Origin of the sequence: Paenibacillus sp. FSL M7-0656 (genome assembly GCF_038003225.1) — a bacterium.
Classification (GTDB): domain Bacteria; phylum Bacillota; class Bacilli; order Paenibacillales; family Paenibacillaceae; genus Paenibacillus; species Paenibacillus amylolyticus.
This window is the reverse complement of sequence record NZ_JBBOOT010000001.1, coordinates 4667464-4691610: the sequence shown is the minus strand read 5'-3', so window position 1 is coordinate 4691610 and position 24147 is coordinate 4667464. Positions and strand designations below refer to the sequence as shown.

At 47.0% G+C, this 24147-nt stretch carries 19 protein-coding genes; 9 read left to right on the top strand and 10 right to left on the bottom strand.

Translation table 11 applies throughout. From position 1 onward, the window contains the following. Window positions 1-3 precede the first annotated feature (3 nt). Window positions 4-2235, bottom strand: a complete 2232-nt coding sequence (locus MHI01_RS20770; RefSeq protein WP_340984016.1) for an MMPL family transporter — start codon at window positions 2233-2235, stop codon at window positions 4-6. Between the two features lie 178 nt (window positions 2236-2413). On the opposite strand from MHI01_RS20770, the gene MHI01_RS20765 reads away from it, so the two are divergent. Then, window positions 2414-3040 carry a TetR/AcrR family transcriptional regulator gene (locus MHI01_RS20765; RefSeq protein ID WP_340984015.1) on the top strand — a complete coding sequence of 209 codons (627 nt, stop codon included), beginning with the start codon at window positions 2414-2416 and terminating at the stop codon, window positions 3038-3040. A 2-nt stretch (window positions 3041-3042) separates the two neighbouring features. Here MHI01_RS20765 and pdxR read toward each other — a convergent pair whose 3' ends face one another. Continuing rightward, window positions 3043-4509, bottom strand: a complete 1467-nt coding sequence (gene pdxR, locus MHI01_RS20760) for a MocR-like pyridoxine biosynthesis transcription factor PdxR (protein WP_340984014.1) — start codon at window positions 4507-4509, stop codon at window positions 3043-3045. Between the two features lie 157 nt (window positions 4510-4666). On the opposite strand from pdxR, the gene MHI01_RS20755 reads away from it, so the two are divergent. Continuing rightward, the gene (locus tag MHI01_RS20755; RefSeq protein WP_036612892.1) at window positions 4667-5257 is read left to right on the top strand and encodes a GNAT family N-acetyltransferase; all 591 of its coding nucleotides are present in this window, start codon (window positions 4667-4669) and stop codon (window positions 5255-5257) included. Between the two features lie 40 nt (window positions 5258-5297). On the opposite strand, the gene MHI01_RS20750 is transcribed toward MHI01_RS20755, so the two are convergent. After that, on the bottom strand, window positions 5298-6194 hold the full coding sequence (locus MHI01_RS20750) for a diacylglycerol/lipid kinase family protein (RefSeq protein ID WP_340984013.1): 897 nt from the start codon (window positions 6192-6194) through the stop codon (window positions 5298-5300). A gap of 547 nt (window positions 6195-6741) precedes the next feature. Between MHI01_RS20750 and MHI01_RS20745 the strand changes: the two genes are divergently transcribed. Next, window positions 6742-7335 (top strand): hypothetical protein, encoded by a 594-nt coding sequence (locus MHI01_RS20745; protein WP_036612896.1) that lies wholly within the window; start codon window positions 6742-6744, stop codon window positions 7333-7335. A gap of 644 nt (window positions 7336-7979) precedes the next feature. On the opposite strand, the gene MHI01_RS20740 is transcribed toward MHI01_RS20745, so the two are convergent. The 4 genes from MHI01_RS20740 to uxaC all read right to left on the bottom strand — a co-directional run bounded on the left by MHI01_RS20740 (window position 7980) and on the right by uxaC (window position 13963). Beyond that, window positions 7980-9857, bottom strand: a complete 1878-nt coding sequence (locus MHI01_RS20740) for an ABC transporter ATP-binding protein (RefSeq protein ID WP_076253716.1) — start codon at window positions 9855-9857, stop codon at window positions 7980-7982. Further along, window positions 9854-11581 carry an ABC transporter ATP-binding protein gene (locus tag MHI01_RS20735; protein ID WP_340984012.1) on the bottom strand — a complete coding sequence of 576 codons (1728 nt, stop codon included), beginning with the start codon at window positions 11579-11581 and terminating at the stop codon, window positions 9854-9856. The genes MHI01_RS20740 and MHI01_RS20735 overlap by 4 nt, the downstream gene beginning before the upstream one ends. Continuing rightward, window positions 11578-12120, bottom strand: coding sequence for a MarR family winged helix-turn-helix transcriptional regulator (locus MHI01_RS20730; protein ID WP_339298431.1), 543 nt, complete (start codon window positions 12118-12120; stop codon window positions 11578-11580). The genes MHI01_RS20735 and MHI01_RS20730 overlap by 4 nt, the downstream gene beginning before the upstream one ends. A 400-nt stretch (window positions 12121-12520) precedes the next feature. Further along, window positions 12521-13963, bottom strand: coding sequence for a glucuronate isomerase (uxaC, locus tag MHI01_RS20725; protein WP_036612908.1), 1443 nt, complete (start codon window positions 13961-13963; stop codon window positions 12521-12523). A 203-nt stretch (window positions 13964-14166) separates the two neighbouring features. On the opposite strand from uxaC, the gene MHI01_RS20720 reads away from it, so the two are divergent. Then, complete coding sequence (locus tag MHI01_RS20720; RefSeq protein WP_036612911.1) at window positions 14167-14910, top strand: MBL fold metallo-hydrolase; 744 nt, start codon at window positions 14167-14169, stop codon at window positions 14908-14910. 63 nt (window positions 14911-14973) lie between these two features. Beyond that, window positions 14974-15252 carry a hypothetical protein gene (locus MHI01_RS20715; RefSeq protein ID WP_036612914.1) on the top strand — a complete coding sequence of 93 codons (279 nt, stop codon included), beginning with the start codon at window positions 14974-14976 and terminating at the stop codon, window positions 15250-15252. An 85-nt stretch (window positions 15253-15337) separates the two neighbouring features. Here the strand turns inward: MHI01_RS20715 and MHI01_RS20710 are convergent, their stop codons facing one another. The 3 genes from MHI01_RS20710 to MHI01_RS20700 all read right to left on the bottom strand — a co-directional run bounded on the left by MHI01_RS20710 (window position 15338) and on the right by MHI01_RS20700 (window position 20709). After that, window positions 15338-15967 carry a hypothetical protein gene (locus MHI01_RS20710; protein ID WP_282319995.1) on the bottom strand — a complete coding sequence of 210 codons (630 nt, stop codon included), beginning with the start codon at window positions 15965-15967 and terminating at the stop codon, window positions 15338-15340. Window positions 15968-16512: 545 nt separating this feature from the next. After that, entirely contained in the window at window positions 16513-17994 is a 1482-nt protein-coding gene (locus tag MHI01_RS20705; protein WP_340984011.1) for an alpha-amylase, read from the bottom strand. A 402-nt stretch (window positions 17995-18396) separates the two neighbouring features. Then, window positions 18397-20709, bottom strand: coding sequence for an ATP-dependent DNA helicase (locus tag MHI01_RS20700; protein WP_076319305.1), 2313 nt, complete (start codon window positions 20707-20709; stop codon window positions 18397-18399). Between the two features lie 169 nt (window positions 20710-20878). On the opposite strand from MHI01_RS20700, the gene MHI01_RS20695 reads away from it, so the two are divergent. The 4 genes from MHI01_RS20695 to MHI01_RS20680 all read left to right on the top strand — a co-directional run bounded on the left by MHI01_RS20695 (window position 20879) and on the right by MHI01_RS20680 (window position 24138). Continuing rightward, window positions 20879-21091: a helix-turn-helix transcriptional regulator gene (locus tag MHI01_RS20695; RefSeq protein WP_036612923.1), complete on the top strand. Its 213-nt coding sequence runs from the start codon at window positions 20879-20881 to the stop codon at window positions 21089-21091. Then, window positions 21081-21395, top strand: a complete 315-nt coding sequence (locus MHI01_RS20690) for a hypothetical protein (RefSeq protein WP_340984010.1) — start codon at window positions 21081-21083, stop codon at window positions 21393-21395. Before MHI01_RS20695 ends, MHI01_RS20690 begins: the two co-directional genes overlap by 11 nt. Before the next feature lie 91 nt (window positions 21396-21486). Next, a complete protein-coding gene (locus MHI01_RS20685) occupies window positions 21487-21984 on the top strand; it encodes an antibiotic biosynthesis monooxygenase family protein (RefSeq protein WP_211084637.1) in 498 nt (165 codons plus the stop codon). Window positions 21985-22215: 231 nt separating this feature from the next. After that, entirely contained in the window at window positions 22216-24138 is a 1923-nt protein-coding gene (locus MHI01_RS20680; RefSeq protein ID WP_425607859.1) for an LTA synthase family protein, read from the top strand. Window positions 24139-24147 lie beyond the last annotated feature (9 nt).

Sequence of the window (24147 nt, the reverse complement as noted above, 5' to 3'; positions counted from 1 at the left end):
GCATTACATGGACTGGTTCTGTTTCTCTTCATTCTTCTCTGCAATCGGCACATACTTTCCTGGCCAGAAGGCCCATTTACCCAGCAATGCGGTGATCGCCGGTACCATGAACGGACGAACCAGGAAGGTATCCAACATCACACCAACGGCTGTGATTATACCAAACTGCACCAACACCTGAATTGGTAATGTAGCAAGAACCGCAAACGTTCCTGCCAAGATTAGACCTGCAGATGTAATAACAGAGCTTGTCTCGCCAACACCTTCTCTGATCGCTTGACGAAGTGGCATCGTTTTGCGTTTCTGCCAGATGCTAGAGATCATGAAGATGTTGTAGTCTTCACCCAGTGCCACGAGGAATACGAAGGAATACAGCGGAATCGCTCCCTGAATGGCATCTGCGCCAAGTCCGTAGTGAATGATGATCCAACCCAGACCCAGTGCAGAGAAATACGACAGAACAACCGTTGCAATCAGATACGCTGTAGCTACAACTGAACGCAGGTATAATAGTAATAACAAAGTAATCATGCCGATGACCACGGGAATAATGATCTTGGCATCCCGTTCTCCGGTCACTTCAATGTCATACTGTTCAGCCGTCTGACCATCGATCCAGACCTGACTGTCCACATTAGCTACACCAGCGTCTTGAAGCGCCTGTTCCGCAGTAGCTCGCAGATCTGGAATATGCTGCATTGCCTCCATGGAATATGGATTCAGATTAAATTCCACATCAAAGGCGGTAATGTTGGCATTCTCGGCACCCTGCTGAGCATCGCCTACTTTGCTAATGTAATCCAGCGATTCGAGCCGCTGCTTCAGATCAGTTTCTTTGCCTTCGGCATCAACGATCACTTTGACTGGAGCCAGCTCACCTTGGGAGAATTGTTCACCGATGACGGTGAAACCTTCGCGGGAAGGCACATCCTCCGGGAAGGAAGACAACAGATCATACGTGAATTTAACCTGAGTAGAGAATGCCGCCAGTCCTCCCAGCAATACCAACGTAATTGCAAGAACGGTCCATGGCTTTGTTACTACAACACGGCCAATCCAGCTTTCCTTCACTTTGCGCGGGGCAGGAGCCGGTTTGCCTTTTTTCTTCGCACGATCCACTTCCATCTCATGTGTACGTGGTACGAACGGATAGAATGAACCCCGACCGAAGATCGCCAGAAGCGCCGGAACCAGTGTCAGACTTGCAATAAACATGATAAAGATGGACAGACTGAATGGTACGGCAAAGCGATGATATGCACCGTATTCAGCCAGCAACAGTACCAGTAGTGCTGCAACGACCGTGAATCCACTCATGGCAATGGCGCCAGATGATCCGGTAATTGCCTGGAAAATGGCTTTCTTTTTGTCCGGCTCATGATAGAGAATCTGGCGGTATCTGGAGATCATGAACAGGCAGTAATCCGTTCCTGCTCCAAATAACAACACGGTCATGATCGAAATGGACTGTGCATCCACCGTAATCCAGCCCTGATCCGCCATGAATCCGAGAATGGGGCTTGTCACCATATACGCGAATCCAACGGCAATGATCGGGATAATCGCCAATACCGGCGAGCGGTAGATCAACAGCAACAGTACTAATACCAGTACAACCGTAGCGATCAGCAAGGATACATCGGCGGAGGAGAATAGCCCGCTCGCATCAATGGATATCCCTACTGGCCCTGTCACACGGGCAATCAGAGTATTGGTATCATCTATGGCTACATCGAACGGATTTGCCCCGAAGATGTCTTGTGTTTTTTGCTCAAGTGCTTCAATAGCTTCCTTCAATTGTTCTGAATCGGCACCTTCATTGAAGAAAAGTGGCATAACCAAAGTACTTCCGTCTTCCGAAAGCTGGCCTTTCAATGCCTGTGGTGGCAATTGATAGAGTGGCACAACGGACTGTTGTTGTTCTACCGGATCTTGATCCAGTCGCTCCGTTAATGCCTGAATGTTCTCAATCTGCTCATCCGTCAGACCGCCGGCTTGACGCCAAACGATCAGCGCGGGCAATCCTTCACCACCAGGGAATTCCTTCTCGGCAAGTGCAGCTGCCTGAACCGATGGTTTGGATTCACTCAGATCCTGTGCGTTATTGGTTTCACGATCACCTACAGCAGGCCATACCATGCCAAGCACAACGGCGATAATGATCCATACCAACAGCGTAATCCATTTACTTCGTTTGCCGGCAACCCAGCGGCCGTAACCCGAACCTTCCTGCATTGTCTCTTCATCTCCCTATTCTGTTTCTATGAAGCCCTAATATATATGATGGTGTAGTAATGAACCACGGGTCATAGTATAATCGAGTTAATTATATATACCGGAAGGTTAATTTTGCAATGCCTAATTTTGTGAACACTTCTAACAAGCAATTAAATACGTAAAGAGGTATGTACTTATGAGCAAAAAAACAAACATTCCCCGTTCACCGGGTAGACCCAAAACAACTGTGGATCAAGCATCTGTGCAATCCAACATATTGATGACAGCTTCACGATTGTTTATGGAATACGGGTATGAGCCCGTCTCTCTCCAGCAGATTGCTTCTTTATGCAATGTAACCAAAGCATCGATCTATTATCACTTCACCAGCAAAGCCGATCTGTTCACTGTTGCCATTACCCGCATGATGGCGATGGGCATGCAGCAGACTTCGCTCCGTCTGGATGAACCTGGTACGTTGCAAGAACGACTGGTTAAGGTTGCTGAAGCCAAGATGCAGCATTCCCATATTGAAACGGAGACCATGATGCGAGAAGCCGAGAAACATCTGGACACGGAGCAACTAGCTCAGATTCGGGAAGCAGAGGTTCACATATTCGAAGTACTAGCTACCCATTTTCAGAAGGAGATGGACAATGGTTATTTGCGGGTCGGGAACCCTATGCTGCTTGCCCATGCATTTACGTCACTGCTGATGCTCGCGAACCGCGAAGATGTACGCAACATGAATGGCGGCAGCATCGAGGAACTTGCGCAGGAACTGGTGGCGCTGTTTCTGGATGGAGCGGTTAAACGGAACTGAATCTAGCTCCAGATTCTAGCCAATGCGGCAATACCCGGGTCAATGCGTTCCAGCTCTATTCCGGCAAAACCGATAATGAACTCTCTTTTGCCGTCTGCTGGTCTGCTCCCGTTCGCCCACAAATATTCCGTTGAACTGATCTGTATCCCTGCCTCTATCGCTGCGGTTACCAATTCTGTGGCTGACTGTTTGGTTACCATTCGCAATACCAGATGGAATCCGGAATGTTGACCCCTTATTTCAACCCGATCTCCAAAATGCATCTGAATGGCCTGAACGATCAGGTCATGCTTTCGTTTGTAGACATTACGCATTTTACGGATATGCTTGCCCAGTTCTCCTTCACGCATGAACATCTCCAATGTTCGCTGATGGAGTCGGGAGGCTGATTGCTCGAATAGAACATTCTTATACATTTCGCGAAAATCATCCATTAATTCTCTCGGAAGCACCATGTAATGGATACAAAGAGCAGGTGCGAGCACCTGCGAGAAACCACCCATATAGATTACGCGACTTCTCTCGCGTAGCCCCTGCATTGATGGGATTGGTCTTCCATGATACCGGAACTCTCCATCGTAATCATCCTCGATAATGTATGCCTTTGTTCGTTCCGCCCATTCGAGCAACGCCAATCTGCGAGTGATCGGCATGGTCATACCTAGTGGAAATTGGTGAGAGGGTGACACACCCGCCAATTTTACCCCGGCCTGTTCCAGCTCCGTTAAGTTTATGCCATCAGGACCCAGAGAGATCGGGACAACCCGATAACCATAATTGCGGAATGTACCAGGTAACAGTCGGTATCCAGGATTCTCTACACCGATGGAATGCGTTGATTCTCCTTTGTGAAGAAGGGTCTGTGCTAATAGAGACATTAGCAGATGCTGTTCAGCACCCACAACAATCTGCTCTGGAGAACAGCTGACTCCCCTGAACTGCGCAAGATAGACAGCAATCTCACATCGTAGTCCCCATTCTCCCTGAGGGTCTCCATAGAACAACAACTCCTTCGCTTCTTCCCGCCAGATTCGATTAACATATTGGTGCCACTTGGCAATTGGAAACAGGCTGAAATCATTGCGTGACATATGAAAATCATATTGAACTGCTCGGGCAGGGCGTATTGCCTGATGGTCTGACCACGTCTTTTGGGCCACGGGAGCTTGTCCGGCTGTCTGTTTATCTGTTTGCCCAATCTGCATGGCATGATCGCTGTCCACCATGGCACGAACATGATAGCCACGACGTGGCTGACTGTATATATATCCTTCGGCGATCAATTGCTGATAGGCCCATTCCACCGGAGTAGTGCTTATTCCAAGCATCTCGGCAAGTTTTCGCACCGAAGGCAATCGGCTATGTTCAGCCCAATCCCCGTGAATGATTTCCCTTTTGATATGATCCGAGAGCTGTACATAGATTGGCGCACTATCGTTCTCGTCTAGCTTCGGTAATGTAATCATCATGATGCACCTCATCTGTCCTGCAAAATTAATTAAAACTGTATATTTGGAAGTATACAGTATTGGGATATACTCATGTCATCATCAATGTGTAACGCCAACTTTAAGAGGCAGGGCCATCTCGATCAGTCCCGCCTTGAACCTATAGGAGGAACAACTAATGTCACATTCAAAACCTTCCCCACGTATCCCACGTCTGCTAGAAACGTCGCGCATATATCTGCGTCCCTTCGAGATTACAGATGTGGATGCATACTTCCCCGGTCTGTTTGACGCCGAGATGCGTAGGCTGACGGGAACACAGAACAGTTTCACACGCGCTCAGGTCGAACGTTATGTTGAGAGCGCTGCACAAGATGACACCAGACTCATGCTACTTATTGCTTTACAGGAAAATGACCAGATCATCGGAGATGTCGTCCTGATGGACATGCATGCCAAGAATCGCAGTGCACATATCCGGGTTGCCATCGATCAGTCGGAACATCAAGGAAAAGGTTACGGTAGCGAGGCGTTGCTACTTATGCTGGACTACGGCTTCGGAATCTGTAACCTGCATCGAATCGAGCTTGAGGTGTACGCCTTCAACGAGCGAGCCATTCGCACGTATGAGAAGCTTGGATTCCAGCGCGAGGGTGTGAAGCGGGATGTCTTGTTCTACAATCATCAATACCATGATGCCATTCAGATGAGCATGCTTGAGGATGAGTTCAGGCAACGTGATATGAGAGATCAGCCAGGGAATGTTTAAGTTTTCGATCAACTAAAATCAAACTAAAAAACCGGGGGATCTAATAAACCTCCCCGGTTAGAAACTTCAGATGACCCGTCAGCACCGACAGCTCGGCGGGTGTCTTCATATACAATTCGCCGTCCGTGTCAGCTGACATCGGCGCATCCGTCTTCACTTTTAACGTAGATGCCTTGAAGTATGAAATACTCTCACTCTGAGGTTGCCATTCTCCCTCTGGCTTGTGCGACAGAATCTCTCGCAGCAGCGGAATGCCTGTCTCATGAATAATGAGCACGTCCAGTTCGCCATCCTGCAACGCATCCGGTGCAAAGGGCAATGCATTTGTTCCCAGAAAACGGCCATTGGCTGCATAGATCATCACCGCTTCGCCTTCCATCTCTTTCCCATCCGCCTCCAGTTGGTAACGAAACGGCTCTGTATGACTAATTGTCTGTAAAGTGCTGATAAAATAACTGAGCTTCCCCAGCGCGCCTTTCAGATTCTCGTTAATATTCTGCGATGCATCACTGATCAAGCCAATGCCAAAAAAGTTCGTGAACACCCGATCATTAGCTCGTCCAACATCAATAGATACCACCCGACCTGCCAGCATTTCTTGTGCCGCAATCTCTGCATCCGGTGAAATCCCGAGTGAACGCGCAAAGTCATTACAGGTGCCTCCAGGCAATATACCAATCAACGGAGGATGTTGCAGATCGGCCAGTCCATTCACGCATTCATGCACCGTGCCATCCCCACCCAAGATAAACACCACATTGAATTGCTCCCCGCGTTCACGACACAACTTCTCTCCTTCACCAGCTTCATCCGTACGCACAATGACGAGTTCATGGACAGCGGGAGCCAGCACACCAGCCACAAGGCCCACTGTATTCTCACGACTGGCCTTGCCCGAATGATGATGATGAATTAACAACGCTTTGTTAAACTCCATCCCTCTTCCTCCATTCCAATGCTTGTTACCCTTTACCCACAAAGGTTGAAGCCGTAAACAAGCCCTTCGCTAAGTACACATCATGATTCCAAATAGGTTTCCCAATCAGGTATGCATCCTAATCCTCATTCATTCGTAATAGCTATATAAGTTCAACTTAAGAATATTCACACATGCCACTCCGATGCCAGAATAACCTTCCGATCGCTGTTATCCCCAGATTTTTCTGATTTACTTTTACAAAGGTGAAAATCTGGTGATAAGCGTATGCTTCCGATGTAGCTTTCTTTCAGAAAGCTTTTAGGCCAACACTTCGCTTCTTCAGGTTATTTCTGTCCTCTACGTTCTCGTGTAAATGTATAGTTAAACTTAAATAGATAACCCTTTTATCTAACTAGCCAATTCCTTTTTTAACCAGATGTATGCATGGAAAAAAGGGTTTCTCCGCACCTTAATGTCATATGGTTGCAAATTTTGCTGGTGAGAACCCATTCAAATTGAGTCAAAACGGTTATATCTATACCATATACGAATGGAGGGATTCCCTATGATTCCGGCAACGTTGGAACAATTGGAGCAAGTTCGCAAGGAATGCCGTACCATGGTTCGCAAAAGAGCTACCGCTTCTGCCGGTACAACACTCGTTCCGCTACCCGGTACAGACGTACTGGCTGATGTGGGGATGCTGATGCAGCTGTTGCCTGCCATTAACAATAAATTCGGATTATCACAAAAACAGTTGGACGGCATGGACCCCGAGACCAAATCCATGATCTATGGATTCGTGATGTCCATCGGAAGCAAAGTCATTGGTCGTATGATCACCAAGGAATTGGTGGTACAGGTTCTGAAAAGAGTCGGCGTACGCGTAGCCACCAAATCCGTCGCCAAATTTGTCCCCTTTGCAGGACAGGGATTGGCTGCCGCACTCAGCTTCACAGCCATGCGCTATGTGGGTAACAAACATGTGGATGACTGTTATGAGGTTGTGAAACGCATGATTGAGCAGCGCGAATTAATCCCGGGTGAACCCGCTCCGTCTGCGCTGGAGGAAGCTAACAGCGACGACGTGAAGGCAGAAGTAAGGTCGGTCTCTAGCAATGACACTGATGAACCTGCTAACGATTCTAAGGATCAGTAAAATGCGGGTCATGCTATGCCCAAACTGAGGCTTACAAAGTATCTCATGACTAATCTGGATGTCCCACTTGGTGAGCTTATGCTCGTATGCTTGTATCTAGATTGATGTACAATGAATTCAAAATATAAATAAACGGGACAAAGCAGTGTAGTTACACCGCTTCGTCCCGTTTTTATTTTTGCACGCATGGCATATGTAAGACAATTATGACTAAGGTTTATTAGAATATTTTAACGAACTCAGCACACTCTAATAGGCACAATTCCACAATACCGGCGTTCTAACGAATCATAGACACTTTATTTCCGCATTCTGCAGTTTATTTTAACGCTTTGTGTTGCTTATCAGAGAAATAACATGTCTCAAGTTCGTTAGAATTGGGAGTGCTTGATAATCCTCCATATAAGGTGTCTACGATTCGTTAGCATGGACGAAGGATGAACCCTCATCCTGTCTGCACCTCACGCAAACAACTGAAAGGCTGACGAGCACCACAACCCAATTACTATGCCAACGTTCCTTCATATCTTATAGATCCATCGTATCCAAACGAACACATGAGAATCGACTCCTCTGGATACACGACAAATAGCCGGGAGCACCCCTAAGAGTGCTCCCGGCTATTCTAGTTAGTTACAGTGTAATCAGATCGCCTGCGGTTGTTGCTCCGCAAACTGACTATTGTACAGATCGGCGTAGAAGCCCTGACTTGCCATCAATTCATCATGATTACCCTGTTCAATCACGTTACCATGATCCATAACCAGGATCAGATCAGCGCCGCGAATGGTAGACAAACGGTGTGCAATGACAAAGCTCGTGCGATCTTTCATCAGATCATTCATTGCTTTCTGGATAAATACTTCGGTCCGTGTATCCACGCTACTCGTCGCTTCATCCAGAATGAGGATGGCAGGGTTCGCCAGAATCGCTCTTGCAATGGTCAGCAATTGTTTCTGCCCTTGAGAGATGTTCGACGCCTCTTCATTCAGCACCGTATCATAACCATCAGGCAGTGTACGGATAAAGTGATCCGCATGTGCCGCAACGGCTGCCTTGATTACATCGTCTTCCGTAGAACCTTCTCGACCATAGGCGATGTTGTCCCGAATCGTTCCGTTGAACAACCAGGTATCCTGAAGCACCATGCCGAACAGACTGCGCAGCTTACCACGCTCCATGTCCTTAATGTCTGCACCGTCAATCGTAATCCGACCATCCTGAATTTCGTAGAAACGCATTAACAGGTTGATCAGGGTGGTTTTACCGGCTCCCGTTGGTCCAACAATGGCTACCGTCTGTCCCGGTTTTACATCAATATTCATGTTATGAATGAGCAGTTCATTTTCTTTATATCCAAAGTTAACACCTTGGAATGCAACCGCACCTTTAGGCTGCTGTAATTGCACGGGTTGTTTGGACTCCGGAACTTCTTCCTCTTCATCCAGCAACTCGAATACCCGTTCTGCCGAAGCAATCGTTGATTGAATAATATTCGAGATATTTGCAATCTGATTAATCGGTTGTGTAAATTGACGGGAATATTGTGTGAAGGCCAGAATATCCCCAATAGAGATAGAACCACGTGTAACGAAGATCCCACCGACCACACAGATCAGTACATAACCCAAGTTACCCACAAAACTCATGAGCGGCATAATAATACCGGAGATAAACTGAGCTTTCCAGCCAGATTCATACAGTTCTTCATTGACCTTCTCAAATTGCTGTACGGATTGTTCTTCGCGTCCAAATGCTTTGACGACCTTGTGTCCCGTGTACATCTCTTCGACATGACCATTCAGTTCCCCAAGGGATTTCTGTTGACCCGCAAAGTGTTTTTGCGAACGAGATGCAACCAGCATGACAACAACTACACTGAGTGGCAACGTCAAAATCGTGATCAGCGTCATCCATGGACTAATCGTCAGCATCATGATAATTACGCCGACAATTGTGACGATGGACGTAATGAACTGTGCCAAACTTTGCTGAAGTGTATTACTGATATTGTCCACGTCATTCGTGGCACGGCTAAGTGTCTCCCCAGTTGTGCGGGAGTCAAAATATTTCAAAGGAAGACGTCCAACCTTCGCACTGATCTGCTCACGCATGTCATACACAACACGTTGGGCCACACCGGCCATCAGGTATTGCTGAACATACATAAATGCAGCACTGAACAGGTAGAGTCCGCCAAGCAGGTACAACACTTTTATCAATGCAGGAAAATCAATCCCGGCTCCCTGTACACCCTGAAGGATGGCAATGGCGCCTTTACTGAGAATATCCGTTCCTTCGGCCATAACTTTTGGACTGATGATGCTGAATACGGTACTCAAAATGGCTGCAACCAGCACACCTAACAGACGAGAACTATGGGGCTGGAGATAACGAATCAAGCGACGCAGTGTGCCTTTAAAATCTTTTGCTTTCTCAGCGGGAGGTCGCATGCCCATTCCGGGACCTGGACCCGGCCCACCATGGGGACGAGGCGACTTGCGTTCTGTACGTTCACTCATGCGATCTCCTCCTCTGTCAGCTGGGAGGATACAATCTCGCGATACACTTCATTGTGCTCCAGCAGCTCTTTATGTGTTCCTGAACCGACAATTCGGCCCTCATCCATAACTAAAATGCGATCGGCATCCATTACTGTACTTACGCGTTGCGCAACAATCAGCACAGCCGCTTCTGTCGTTTCGGACTTCAGCGCAGCACGAAGTTTAGCATCCGTTTTGAAATCGAGAGCAGAGAAACTGTCATCAAAGATATAAACTTCCGGACGGCGAACAAGTGCGCGAGCGATGGACAGACGTTGCTTTTGTCCACCAGATACGTTGTTACCACCTTGAGCGATAAGGCTGTCATATCCCTCTTTCATCTCGGTAATGAAGTTCTCCGCCTGAGCCGTGCGGGCCGCATGAACAACTTCATCCATTGTGGCATCATCTTTCCCGTGACGAATATTCTCCGTAATCGTACCCGTAAAGAGGACTGCTTTTTGTGGTACAAAGCCAATTTTGGCACGCAGATCTTCCTGCCGAATTTCACGCACATCCGTACCATTTACCCGAACACTGCCTTCGGTCACATCATAAAATCGTGGAATAAGACTGAGCAATGTCGATTTCCCAGAACCCGTACCGCCTATGATGGCTGTTGTCTCACCTGAGCGAGCAGTGAAGGAGATATCGGACAAAGCTGGATTCTCTGCGCCCGGATAACGGAAAGTTACATTCTCAAACTCAATCATACCCTGCATGGATTTCATACCACGAGGCTGCTCGGGATTGCTAAGATCCGGCTGCATATCAAGTACTTCGTTGATCCGTTCTGCCGATGCTGAAGCTCTTGGAATCATGACAAAGATCATCGAAACCATAATAAGTGAGAACATGATCTGCATTGCATATTGGATGAAGGCAATCAATGCACCGATGTTCATATTACCAGTGTCGATCCGCATTCCACCAAAATAAAGGATGGCAATCATCGAAAAGTTCATAACCAGCATCATCACAGGCATGATGGTCGCCATGAGCACATTAACTTTGATCGATGAATCTCTCAGTTCTGTATTGGCCCCGTTAAAGCGCACCTTCTCATGCTCCCCACGGTTAAAGGAACGAACAACCCGAATCCCTGTTAACTGCTCACGCAGCACCAGGTTGAGTCGGTCCAGCTTTTTCTGAATGGTTTTGAACAAAGGTAAACCCTTGGCACCAATCAGCGCAATAGCTCCACCGAGTACCGGAAGCACGACCAGGAAAATCGTAGATAATTTGGCGTCCTGAGATACCGCCATGAAGATACCCCCGATACACATGAGCGGAGCCATAATCATCATGCGCAGCATCATTGTAAGTACATTCTGTACCTGCGTGATGTCATTCGTCGTACGCGTAATCAATGAAGCAGTACCCATCTTATCGAACTCCTGGAGCGAGAAGTTCTCCACATGGCGGAATACTCTGCTACGCAGTTGTTTGGCAAATCCACCCGCTGTTCGAGATGAGAGGTAACTGGCGATCACCGAACACGCTGTTCCGCCAATCGCGATGACCAACATCCATCCACCAATCTGCCAGATATACGGGATATCCCCTTTAATGATGCCGTAATTCACAATATCTGCCATTAACGTAGGCAAGTACAATTCAGCAAGCGACTGAAACAGTACCAAAACCAGAATAAAAATAATCGGAATTCGGTATGGCTTCAGCATGCGAAACAGTTTCATCATGGCTTATCATCTCCTCTTGTCGAATCATCCTTTTGCAAGGAAGTTAATGTATCAAAAAAGGTGTATACCTTTGTCAACAACTCAGCCAGCTGAGTACTGTCTTGCTCACCCAAATGCTCAACTAACTTATTGAATATTTCCATGCGTTCTTGGTGAGCAGCCCGAATAATTCCACGACCTGCTTCAGTAATCGTGATGCGGACAGCACGGCGATCCTCCGGGTCCATCGTCCGTTTGACCAGCCCCTCATCTTCAAGGCCACGAATAACAGGTGTAATGGTCGGTGACTTCACTCGTAGCAATGCGCTGATTTCCGAGACTTTCATCCCGGGATGGTTGGATTCGATCGTGTCATTGAAATCAGGCGGATTGTCCTGCCAGTTCAATTGTTCTCCCGGATGCATCCCGTGGAGTAAACAACCCAGCACCATAATTTCATTGTGATTGCGCCCATGAGGTTTATGTTGCCTCCATTTGCCTTTATTAAACTGCATAATGGAGTACAAAAGCTTCTGAGCGACCGGATCTATACCAGTCATAATGGGTCCCTCCTTCTTTCTTTATCATTCCATAGACATCCAACATCATAGGACATCTATTAAATAGCAATACAATTAAATAGATGCACAATTAATTAGGTGTACTAAGTATATTATCGCAAGAAGCCATTGTCAAACATCTAAAAATAACCAACATAAACCCATAACCAAGAGCATACACGCGCTTGATTATGGGTTTTGTCATATGGCCTCCATTGGAGCCCACTATAGTTATTATGTACAATTCCATGAATTCAACTTATAAAGAAACTCCCTTTCATTACTCCGGTGGATGATGGCCCGGAGGTAAGGAAGGGGAGCATTTTATTACGATTGAAAAGTAGACACAAAAGAATCTTCTTATTGCATAAATTGCATGATTAGGTGCGTTTGTTACTCATCAGGACTGTGAAGCAGAGACTGTTTTAGGCACTGAGGCAAACGGGAAATACTCTTTTGCATTGTTGTAGGCAATACCCTGTACGATCTGACCGAGCAACTCCATATCCTGCGGTGCCTCCCCTTGTTCGGCCCATTCACCGATGAGGTTGCAGACGAGACGACGGAAATACTCATGCCGGGTGTAGGACAGGAAGCTGCGTGAATCGGTTAGCATGCCGACAAATCGGCTGAGCAGACCTACATTCGCCAGGGCTTTCATCTGGGCTAACATGCCATCCTTCGTATCGTTAAACCACCAGGCTGCACCAAGCTGGATTTTGCCCGGAATACCCCCGCCCTGGAAGCTGCCGATGATCGCCGCGAGCACTTCGTTGTCCCTTGGATTCAGAGAATACAGAATCGTTTTGGGCAGTGCTTGTTGTTGCTCCAAAGCGTCGAGCAATCCAATCATCGCTGCGGAAAGCGGCGTATCATTCACGGCATCGTAACCAGTATCCGGCCCAAGTTTGGCAAACATCCGTGTGTTGTTGTTACGGGCTGCATTAATGTGGAACTGCATCACCCAGCCCCGATCTGCATACAGTTTGCCAAGGAACGTCAGCGTTACCGTCTTGTACTTGTCCTCTTCCTCACGAGTTACCTTCTGACCCGCAAGTACCTTTGCAAAGATGGCAGCTGCTTCTTCGCGTGTAGCCACGCCGTAAGGAACATAATCAAGTGCATGGTCAGAGACTCTGCCGCCGACGGAATGGAAAAATTCCACACGTGACTCCAGCGCAGCAAGGAAGGATTCATAATCTGAAATGGCAGTGCCAGATGCCTGCGACAGCTTGCCCACCCATTCCACGAAGGTATCCCGGTTCAATTCCAAGCCTTTATCCGGGCGGAAAGAAGGTAATACCGCCGTATCAAAGCCTTCGATTTCCTGAATTTTCAGATGATACTCCAGAGAATCCGTTGGATCATCGGTTGTGCACACAACAGTGACATTGGATTTGGTAATCAGATCGCGTGCACCGAATCCGTCACTGTTCAGTTTGGCATTTACTTTTTCCCAGATGGCCGGTGCGCTTGTCTCATTCAATACTTCGTAGACGCCGAAATATCGCTGTAATTCCAGATGAGACCAGGCGTACAGCGGATTACCAATCATCATCGGTACCGTTTTGGCATAAGCCATGAAACGATCGTAATCGGTTACTCCCTCGCCGCCGGTCACATATTGCTCTTCAATTCCGTTTGCGCGCATGAGCCGCCACTTATAGTGATCACCGTATAACCAAGCCTCTGTAAGATTGCCAAAGGTTTTGTTCTCGTAGATCTCCTGAGGACTGAGGTGGCAATGATAATCAATAATCGGCATGTCTTTGGCATAATCCTCATATAACTTGATCGCCGTTTCATTGTGCAGCAAAAATTGTTCATCCAGAAAAGATTTCATTCGCCTCGCACGCTCCCTTTAGGTGAGTTTACGTTCATATGGGTTCACTTCCCATCTTTACGCTACACTGTTTATCATCAAAGTTCAATATAAAATGATAGCGTTATCAAAAAAGGTTGATTTAGGCATATATTCGGGAACAAGGTATACTGGATTTAACGCAAGGATGCTGATCTGAAGATCACACAAGGAGATGAAATGAATTGAAAATCACTTTTCTCGGCACTGGAGATATGTTCAGCGTGGAGCAGCACCACAATAGTATGTTGGCTGAATTCGGAGACACGCATCTGGTCATTGATTTTCCAGAATCAAATGCTAAAGCACTCAAGGAATATGGATTCGCCATGACCGATATCCACAACGTGTTCATTACGCATCTACATGAAGATCATATTAATGGTGTACAGATGCTGGGTTATTACGCACAGATCGTAGGCGACCGCAAACCCCGTCTGTTCATACACGAACAATTGGTAGATCCGCTCTGGAACATTCTATCCCCCGGCATGCGCTACACAACGGATGGTGAACGTACCATGAGCGATTACTACGATGTCGTTCCCCTGCCAGATGGAGGCACATTCGAACTGGGCGGCGTGACGTTTGAGACGTTTCGGACACAGCATGTTCCCGGTATGGTCAGCAATGGGCTACTCGCCAAGCCTTACTTCTATTACAGTGCTGACAGTACACTCGACCAGGAACGTGTGGAGCAAGTTGCCGCTGATGTGCAGCTGATTTTCCATGAATGCCATATGCACGATCTGGTCATCAAATCCCATACTTCATTGAAAGATCTGGAGCAGTTACCCGCGGAAGTGAGACAGAAAACCGTACTGATGCATTATCATGATGAGTACGCGGATGCGGACAGACGGGATCAGTTCAACCGCGAGCATAATCTGCGGATGGTTGGCACGTTGGAATCATTTGAACTGGAGTAGGTACGGAGAGAGGGCATCGGATATTATCGTATTTGGACCTATATTCTAATGGAGGTCATTGCTATGGAATATCGAATTGAACAAGGTTACTTTCTGATATATTCTCCTGCAAGAAGCACCAGTAGTGGAGACATCATGGTGGTTAAATTACTGGAAAGACCCTTTAAGGACAGAATTGAATTCCTCATTAACAGCAAAAACTATGAGTGTACTACACACCATGAATACTTAAACTTTGAGCCAACTTCTCATCATAAACCTGAGAAGCCTGGAGCATTTTCAATGGAACGAAGTGAGTTCAATCGAATGTGGGATACGATGAATCAGTATTTTGAAAAGTAATAACCTTACTATCTCAAATAGATGAACCGGCAGCGTCTACTCAGATTCCTCATACGGAACTGGCGGATGCTGCCTTTCTATTAATCTAATCTCTCTCCAATGACTTCATATACTCAATCGTCCTTGGAGACGGCTCGGCCTGAACATGAAAATAATCTTCCGTTCGCTGATCATTTGGGCCATAGGAAATTTTGATATACATATCTGCATAACGCTGGAGGATATTGCTGTCGATCTCCTCCTTGGGCTTCAAGACGTAACTTCTGCTCAAACTCAATCCAAGCGGTTCCTTGTCAGACTCTAAACTAATCTCGTGTGTATTGCTCACATTGGAATGAAATAATTCTCCAGCATCTATTCGATTTATCATGTTGGGATCGAGGGTGAAGGACTGAATGACATTAACCATGGGCACCCGAGCCTCATTCACCAAAATCTCATAAGTAATCCGATCAACTCCGGATTCATGACTCACATCCACCGTTGCTGTCAAATTATAATCATCTGGCGAGTTCGTCTGAAAAGACTCAAGGTTCTTCGTAACCCGCTCATTCAAATCTCTTCGCTCCGAATTCAACGTATACTCATCGGTTCGCTTCGGTTCACCCGCTGGCCCCTGGTTTGGTCCCAAACTGCAAGCCCCCAGACACACGGCTATTACACATAGGTACATGACCAACGGGAAGAAACGGTTCATCTCTCTTTTGGGACTCATGCCGCCCCTCCTCTTCTCCATCTTCTGCAAAAAATATCGCTTATTACGTTCTCTCATTTTATTTTCTAACACTCCATATTTGGATTATTGTACCATGTATTAAGATGTGGAACCGAACTGTTTCTTTCTCATTTCATGTTTTTAATTGTAGCAGTGATTCGTTTGCGTATGGCGGCGACACTTAACCCACGTTAAGCTAACGAATCTGAGAGACCTTATTCGGCTGAAATCCGAGTTACCAGTATTCTAACGAATCTCAAACGCGTTAATCAGGTGATGTTGCTCCAATTGGCGCTACTTCAATCGTTTTTGAGAGTAATAAGGTTACTGAGATTCGTTAGAATTCCAATAACGCTAATTCAGTGCAAATAAGGTGCCCTCGGTTCGTTAGGATGGAGTTTTAGTTGTACCTAGATAAATGCAAAAAACCACCTGGACACAGGTATACTCGCTCTCCTGTTCAGATGGTTTAACAATAACGGTCTATCTATATACTGTTTTTATGCGGTCGGTGTACCTTTTCTTATCCTGCCTGGCACATGCCGTTACTCAGCGTCAGCGCAGTCCTCATTCTGTTCAGGAATAGCCCATACCGAGACGCCTCCACCGCACACATGGAAGGTGGCCCAGCCGTCTTCCTCAATGGTAATCTGATCATCACAGCTCTTCGTCAGATCCACCCAGACTTCACCAGCACGATGCTCTCCGATGAACATCCTCTTCTCACCGTCATCCCCGTTGGAGATGACCACTGCACAACCGGAACCTTCGATTTCCTCTACGCCACGACGTACCCAGCCAATCGTATTGGCGTGATCGAAGTAATCTTCCTGCTCTCCATACGCTTTGTTGCAACGGGCAGACAGCAGAATGTCCAAAATCTCTTTTTTGCCATCCACAGGTTCAGGACCACCAATGCCATAATAATCCCCGTAAAATACAACCGGATAACCATCGCGACGTAATAGCGTCAACGCATAGGCGCTTGGCTTAAACCAGTCTCCAATCCATGATTCCAACGCTTCATGAGGTTGGGAGTCATGGTTATCTACAAAAGTTACCGCATGGGTAGGATGTGTCTGAACCAAGGTATCATCAAAAATTTTGGAGAGATCAAAGTCTCTACCTGCAAGCGAAGCCTCATGCAACTTGTAGTGAAGAGACACGTCAAACAAGTCGATCTGATAGTCTACCGTATCGAGGAATTCACGACATGCATCCAGGTTTGAATTCCAGAACTCGCCTACGATGTAGAAATCCTGACCGCGTTTGCGGATCATCTCTGCTGCGAATTCCTTAATGAATTCATGGTTGATATGCTTAATCGCATCCAGCCGGAACCCACCGCACTGGAGGGTATCGATCAGCCATTTCCCCCAATCGATCATCTCGCGCCGAACATCCGGGTGGTTATAATCTATATTGGCGAACATCAGATAGTCATAGTTACCAAACTCATCATCGACATTCTCATTCCATTTTTTATTCTCTCCTGCGATGCGGAATACACCTGTTCGTTCTCCCTTGGCATCAAAGTCCGTGCCATTGAAGTGGTCAGAGTTCCATTTAAAAGAGGAGTATTGATCCCCGCGACCCGGGAATGTGAATTTGGTCCAGCCCTCAATCTCAAACGGCTCAGAAATTTCCTTCGTTCGATCATTGGGATCAACCTCGATCACTTTGAACACTTCCGTCTCATCTGCTCCGGCCTTGTGATTCATGACCAGATCCACATAGACGGCGATTCCGTTCTTCTGACACTCGGCAATGGCCTCCACCAGTTCCTGCTTGGTGCCATATTTGGTCCGTACGGTACCCTTTTGATCAAATTCGCCCAGATCGTACAGATCATATACACCATAACCTGTATCTTCTGCGGACACTGCCTTGGTTACGGGTGGTACCCATACCGAGTCAATGCCTTTGGCTTTAAGTTCCGGGGCCATTTCAGCCAGTCGCTTCCAATGATCTCCGTCTGCAGCCAGGTGCCATTCAAAAAACTGCATCATGGTATGATTTCTCTTCATTATAACCGACCTCCTTGATTGCTTTCGAAGCGGACCGCGGAACGGATAGGGTAATCGCCGTTGTTCGTTCGTTGCTAACCAAGTTATAACCCTTTCACCCTACCCTTCAATCATATAAAGGAAAGAAAATCGAAAAATATATGCTGTATAAGCTGAACAAAGATTATTTACACTGACACTACAATGACAGAATAACCTTCCAATCGCTGTTATCCCCAAATTTTTTGATTCCCTTTTTCGAAGGGGAAAATCCGAGGATAGCGTATGCTTCCGATGTAGCTTTCTTTCAGAAAGCTTTTAGGCGAACGCTTCGCTTTTTCAGGTTTTTTCTGTCCTCTCCGTTATCGTGTAAATGATTAGTTCAACTTATATACATGCATCATTTCATTCGTAGTTCGTTCATCAAATTCGTTTATAGTCCCGCCACTCCTCGGGCAGCAGGGAACGATAGGGTTCCTGCGTGAACCGATCGTCGACCAGCACCAGCACACCCCTGTCTTCTTCTGTCCGAATCAGCCGTCCACCCGCCTGTAGCACCTTATTCATACCAGGGAAAATATAGGCATAATTGAATCCGTTGCGTCCTGTCCGATCATAGTAATCACGTAATACGTTGTTCTCCAGACCAATCTGCGGCAGCCCCGCACCTACCACAACGACGCCATTCAAGCGGTCTCCCGGCAGATCGACACCCTCAGAGAATACGCCACCCATGACGGCAAATACCAATCGTGTTCGTTCAGGATTGGGTTGGAAACCATCCAAAAACTGCTCCCGTTCCAGTTCGTTCATGCCTTGCTTTTGTATAACCGTATCCGCTTCACTTGGAAGCTGTGCATAGGTCTCATATATCTCGCGCATATAAGGGTAGGAAGGGAAGAAGACCATCAGATTGCTGCGCGGCCATTCACTTACCAGCTGTTGCAGCATCTCTGCAATGGGGCGCCGGGATTGCTCCCGGTCCTTATATCGCACAGATAAGGGCAGAAGCCTTACATCCAGTTGTTCACGCTGAAATGGCGATGGAATCTGCAATGTATAATCCTCTTCCTCTGCACCCAGCATATCCCGAAAATAGCGAAGGGGTGACAATGTAGCTGAGAAATGAATGAGGGAGCGGAATCCTTTGGCCGTCTGACGAAGCAGTACCGAAGGATCGAGACAAAATAACTTCACTCTCACTTCACTTCGAACACACTCTGCATACGTAATAAAACGTTCATCATACAGCTTGGCAATACGCAGGAAATTCTGTGCCGTGAAGTAGGCATCCAACAGCAGCTGATCCGTCTCGGCATTCCCTGAACCACCTTCAACAAGACATTGCTCCGCAACCATGACAAAAGGTTCCAGTCGTTCAATCAGTTCCTCCGGTGCTTCCTGCTGGATGATCTTTCCTTCTTCTCCACCGTTTTTCCGAAGGGTAATCAGATACTTATCAATGGCCCCGGTGTAGTCAACAATGGCTTTGGCAGCAGGCACACTGCTGTCCAGCGACTGGAACTCTCTTTTCACATCCAGAAATACTGCCTTCTCCAGCTCAGCGGAAAACATCATTCGGCCACGATCGACCAGATTATGAGCCTCGTCCACCAATAACACCGTCTTGCGTTTCTGCTCCTCCAACATTCTTTTCAGAGAGATCCTCGGATCGAAAATATAGTTATAATCGCAGATCACCGCATCGGCTGCATATGCCGCATCCAGTGAAAACTCAAACGGACACACCCGATGTTTGCGCGCATACTGCTCGATGACCGGACGTGTCATCAACGTCTCATGTTCCAGCATGTCCAGCACAGCACCGTTAATACGGTCATAATACCCTTCACACATGCCGCATTGCCCCGTATCACAAGCTTCTTCTTCCTTAAAACAAATCTTGTCCTTCGCGGTCAGACTGATCACATGCATCTTCAATCCTTCCGATTGCATCCGGGCAAAAGCTTCTTCTGCCGCCACCCGTGTCGTCGTCCTCGCGGTCAGATAGAACAATCGGCTCGCTTCGCCTTCGCCAATCGCTTTGACCGTGGGGAACAGTACGGACATCGTTTTACCAATGCCTGTTGGTGCTTTGGCCATCAATCCCTGACCCTCACGGATTGTTTTGTAAACGGCTCCTGCCAGCTTTCGCTGTCCCTCCCTGTATTTGCGAAAAGGAAACGGCAGCTCTTTCACACTGATATCACGCTTTTCTTCATATGCAGCGATCATCTCTGCATATGGCGCATAACCGGCAATCACTTCTGCCGCAAACTGCTCCAGTTCCTGTCGTTCTGCCATTCGGCGAAACCGTCTTTCTTCATGGGTAACCGAATGCACATACGTCAACTGAACTTGCATACGTGGTTCGTCTTGCTGAACGGCGTACATATAGGCATACATCATCGCCTGCGCCCAGTGTACGGGAAGACCTTCTCCCAGATCATCCAGATTGCCCGCAGTTGATTTGATCTCATCCACCGTCAACTGACCCTCCAACCGGATCAGGCCATCACATCGTCCCTCCACCACATAGGTCAGATCCCCATGTTGAATCTCAGCTTCGAGCACAATCTCTTTGAGATCCTCTTCCGTGTACTCCTTCTGTACCCGCTGATGAATTCGAGTTCCCTCCTGCATCGAGGCATTGGTCCGGAACCCTGGACGTATGCTGCCACTGCGGTACACATACTCCACCAAAGGTCTAACCGATATCCGAATTGTTGTTGTCATACGATCACCCGTTCTGTTTGTAGTGATTATACTTTATCATGAAATATGCTTTTGGACACAGCACCACCTCGAAGAAGTGGAAAATATTATAAAGAGAGATTGACATTCCATCGTCGCATAAGTAAAGTTAACTTTACGTAAAGCGAACTTTACTTATGGGAGGATATACTTGCAAAATCTAATCAGAGACAAACGAATACATATGCACATCACACAGGAAGAACTGTCTCAACGGCTAAAGGTCTCCAGGCAGACCATCATATCGTTGGAATCCGGAAAGTACAAACCTTCTCTTGTGCTTGCTCACAAGCTTGCCCAATTATTTGGCTGTCAGATCGAGGAATTATTTATTTTTGAAGGAGATGAGAATATTGAGTTCTGAATTACTGAATCGGATGATCGGGATCGGTGGAATTGTAGCTGGTTTGTTATTTGCAATACTCATTATTTTTTTCACAAGGTTGATTGCAAAAAAGCACAACGGACTGGATGAGCGGTATTTCTATTGTATCACGAGAGCAAAAGCCTTCTCCTGGAATGCGACCACTATCAGTCTTGCTCTGGCATGGATCCTCGTAGTTATGCTAGACGGAATATCGCTTTCCTTTTTCATTATTACTGCAGTGTTTGTCATTCATTGTTTATCTTCTATTGCGGCAAACCTATACTACTCAGCTCGGAATTAGCCCACCTGTCCGATACATGTGAACCGATTGGACTCGCACAATCCCATATGCTATGTTGAGTTAGAATGTACTTAATAAGGAGGCCGCTTCTATGTATATCTATTTGGTTCCTTCACCGATTCCGGATGCACTTGCTGCATACCCGCATCTGACATTGCGAAGCGAAGAGCACGTGCGCCTGGCTATTGAATCCGCAGAACGCCTGATGAATATCGAGTCTGATGATAAAATAGCCGCATATGAAGCTTTTGATGCCGCAGGCTCCTGGACTGGTGGTGGTTACGCTGTTCTCAACAATATCCCTGTCACAGAGGATGGTCGTAACGATTTCGAAGAACGGTTTAAGAACCGTGCCCGCAAGGTAGAAGACGAGCCTGGCTTTGTTGGTATTCGTGTGCTTCGTCCTCTGAAGGATGACACATATGTCGTACTTACACTCTGGCAGTCGGAAGAAAACTTCAAAGGCTGGCAGGAATCCCAAGCATATAGTCACGCTCACCGTAACCGCAGTACTAGCGAAGGACTGACCGCACAGAAGCCTACCATGTTCCCCAGACCTTCTTACGTCACAACGTACACTATAGAATAACGAAATTGGGTCGCATCTGGCTTTTATCGCAGTGGCCCATGTTTTTTCAAACCTCTTCCTGCATGGAAGAGGTTTTTTGCCGTCAATTGTAGAAGGCTCTCATTTTTGACACAGCCATGCTCAGATAGGATAATACTTGTTAAATGAAACTTCGGAAGGGAAGGCGGTACCTTGTCACGCAGTTCACTCACCCGATTTCTAAGCGGACCGTTTATATTCTTTACCATTATCATGATGATCAAAAGTTCACTGGCCTGGATTGTTATCTTTGATGACATCCCTGTCTGGAAACCACTGCTGACCGAATTGCCGCTCATCTGGATCGGCTTCTGTCTAATCGAGTGGTTTGCTGCCAAGCGGCGAATGTGGATATACCTTGCCATGAATTTGCTGCTCTCAGGGATTTTCTTTGCAGCCATCATGTACTACAAATACTATGGCGTAATCGTTAACTATCATGCGTTGGCACAAGTGAATCAGGTGACCTCGGTCAAGAGTAGCATGTTCTCTTTGCTTGACCCCTATTATTTGTTTATTTTTGCAGACGTTCTGATTATCGGGGGGATACTCATTCGTCGTCGGATCAAGCTAGGGAGTACAGAACGCCCGAACCGTATTCCACTTGAACGACGTGCCAGAAGACGGGTTGCCTCGGTCATTCTGACCCTGTCCATGATCCTGTGCATGCTCAACATCTATCCCAATCGGGCCAGCATGAGTGAGCTTACACAAGCAGAACAGATGGGCATCCTCGGTTACGAGGCGTATACCATCCTGGATCGACCTGATAAACCTGTGCCCATCGCTCACATTGATCAGACTGACATCGACCAACTGAAACAAACGACCGAACTTCCTGCGATTGTGGAGCAGGGTGCCGCGAGCGGACGCAATGTGATTATGCTCCAGTTGGAATCGTTCCAGAACTTTCTGATTGGATTAGAGGTAGATGGACAGGAGATTACGCCTAATCTGAATCAATTGGCTAGACAGAGCCTGTATTTTCCGAACTTCTATCAGCAAGTGGGACAGGGAAATACATCAGATGCAGAATTTGTTGTGAACACATCGTTCTACACCCCGCCGAACGGGGCAGCAACAACTGTATATGCGGATAAAGCTCTGCCGAGTCTACCCAAGCTGATGTCAGCAAACGGATATCAGACAGCTACATTCCATACAAATGATGTTCGTTTCTGGAATCGGGATCAGTTATACAAGGCACTTGGATTCGACCAGTATTATGATATTAATTATTTCGGCACACAGGACTCTATCGCCTTTTCGGCCTCGGATGAAGTACTGTATTCCAAAACACTGGATAAGCTGGAATCCATGCAGTCTTCGGGCGATCCCTTCTATGCCCATATCATCTCCATGTCAGCCCACCACCCGTACACTTTGCCTAAAAACAAGGTGAAGCTGACGCTGCCAGAGCGTTACAAAGATACGTTGCCCGGTGATTATCTGATATCACAGCATTATGCCGATCAGGCGGTTGGACAGTTGATTGCTGGATTGAAAGAACGGGGATTATGGGAAAATAGTTTGTTTGTCTTGTACGGGGATCACCTGGGACTTCCCATCTATTCACTGGATCGGGATGACAAAGTCCTTATGAAAGAGTTGTATGGTCGGGAATACACATCAGCAGATATGATTAATATTCCACTCATTATCTCGGCCCCGGGTGCTACTCCGGGTGTACAGCTGGAGCAGATCGGAGGCCAGGTGGACATTCTGCCAACGATTGCGGGACTCACCGGAGTATCGCTGAAGGACCAATTACACTTCGGACAGGATTTGTTGCATGAAGGTGGAAATCTCCTACCCGAACGATATTATCTTCCTTCCGGTTCCGTGCTAAACGATGCTTCTCTCTTCATACCGGCGAAAGGATACGGGGACGGAACGCATTATTCCCTAGCTGATGCGGGCAGACAGGATGAAGGGCAACAGCAGACGGGTGTTCCTTCAGAAGAGATATCGAAAATTTCGGCGGAAAAGGTACCTTCAGTATTCTCCACACCCAATAACAGTGAGGTGTCTCCTTCGCGGTTTATAACCAAGGAACAATATGATCGAGCATTGGATCTTGCACACTTGTCCAACAGTTATTTGAGCCAGCTCCCGGATCGAAAGGACGCGAACTGATTTTATTTT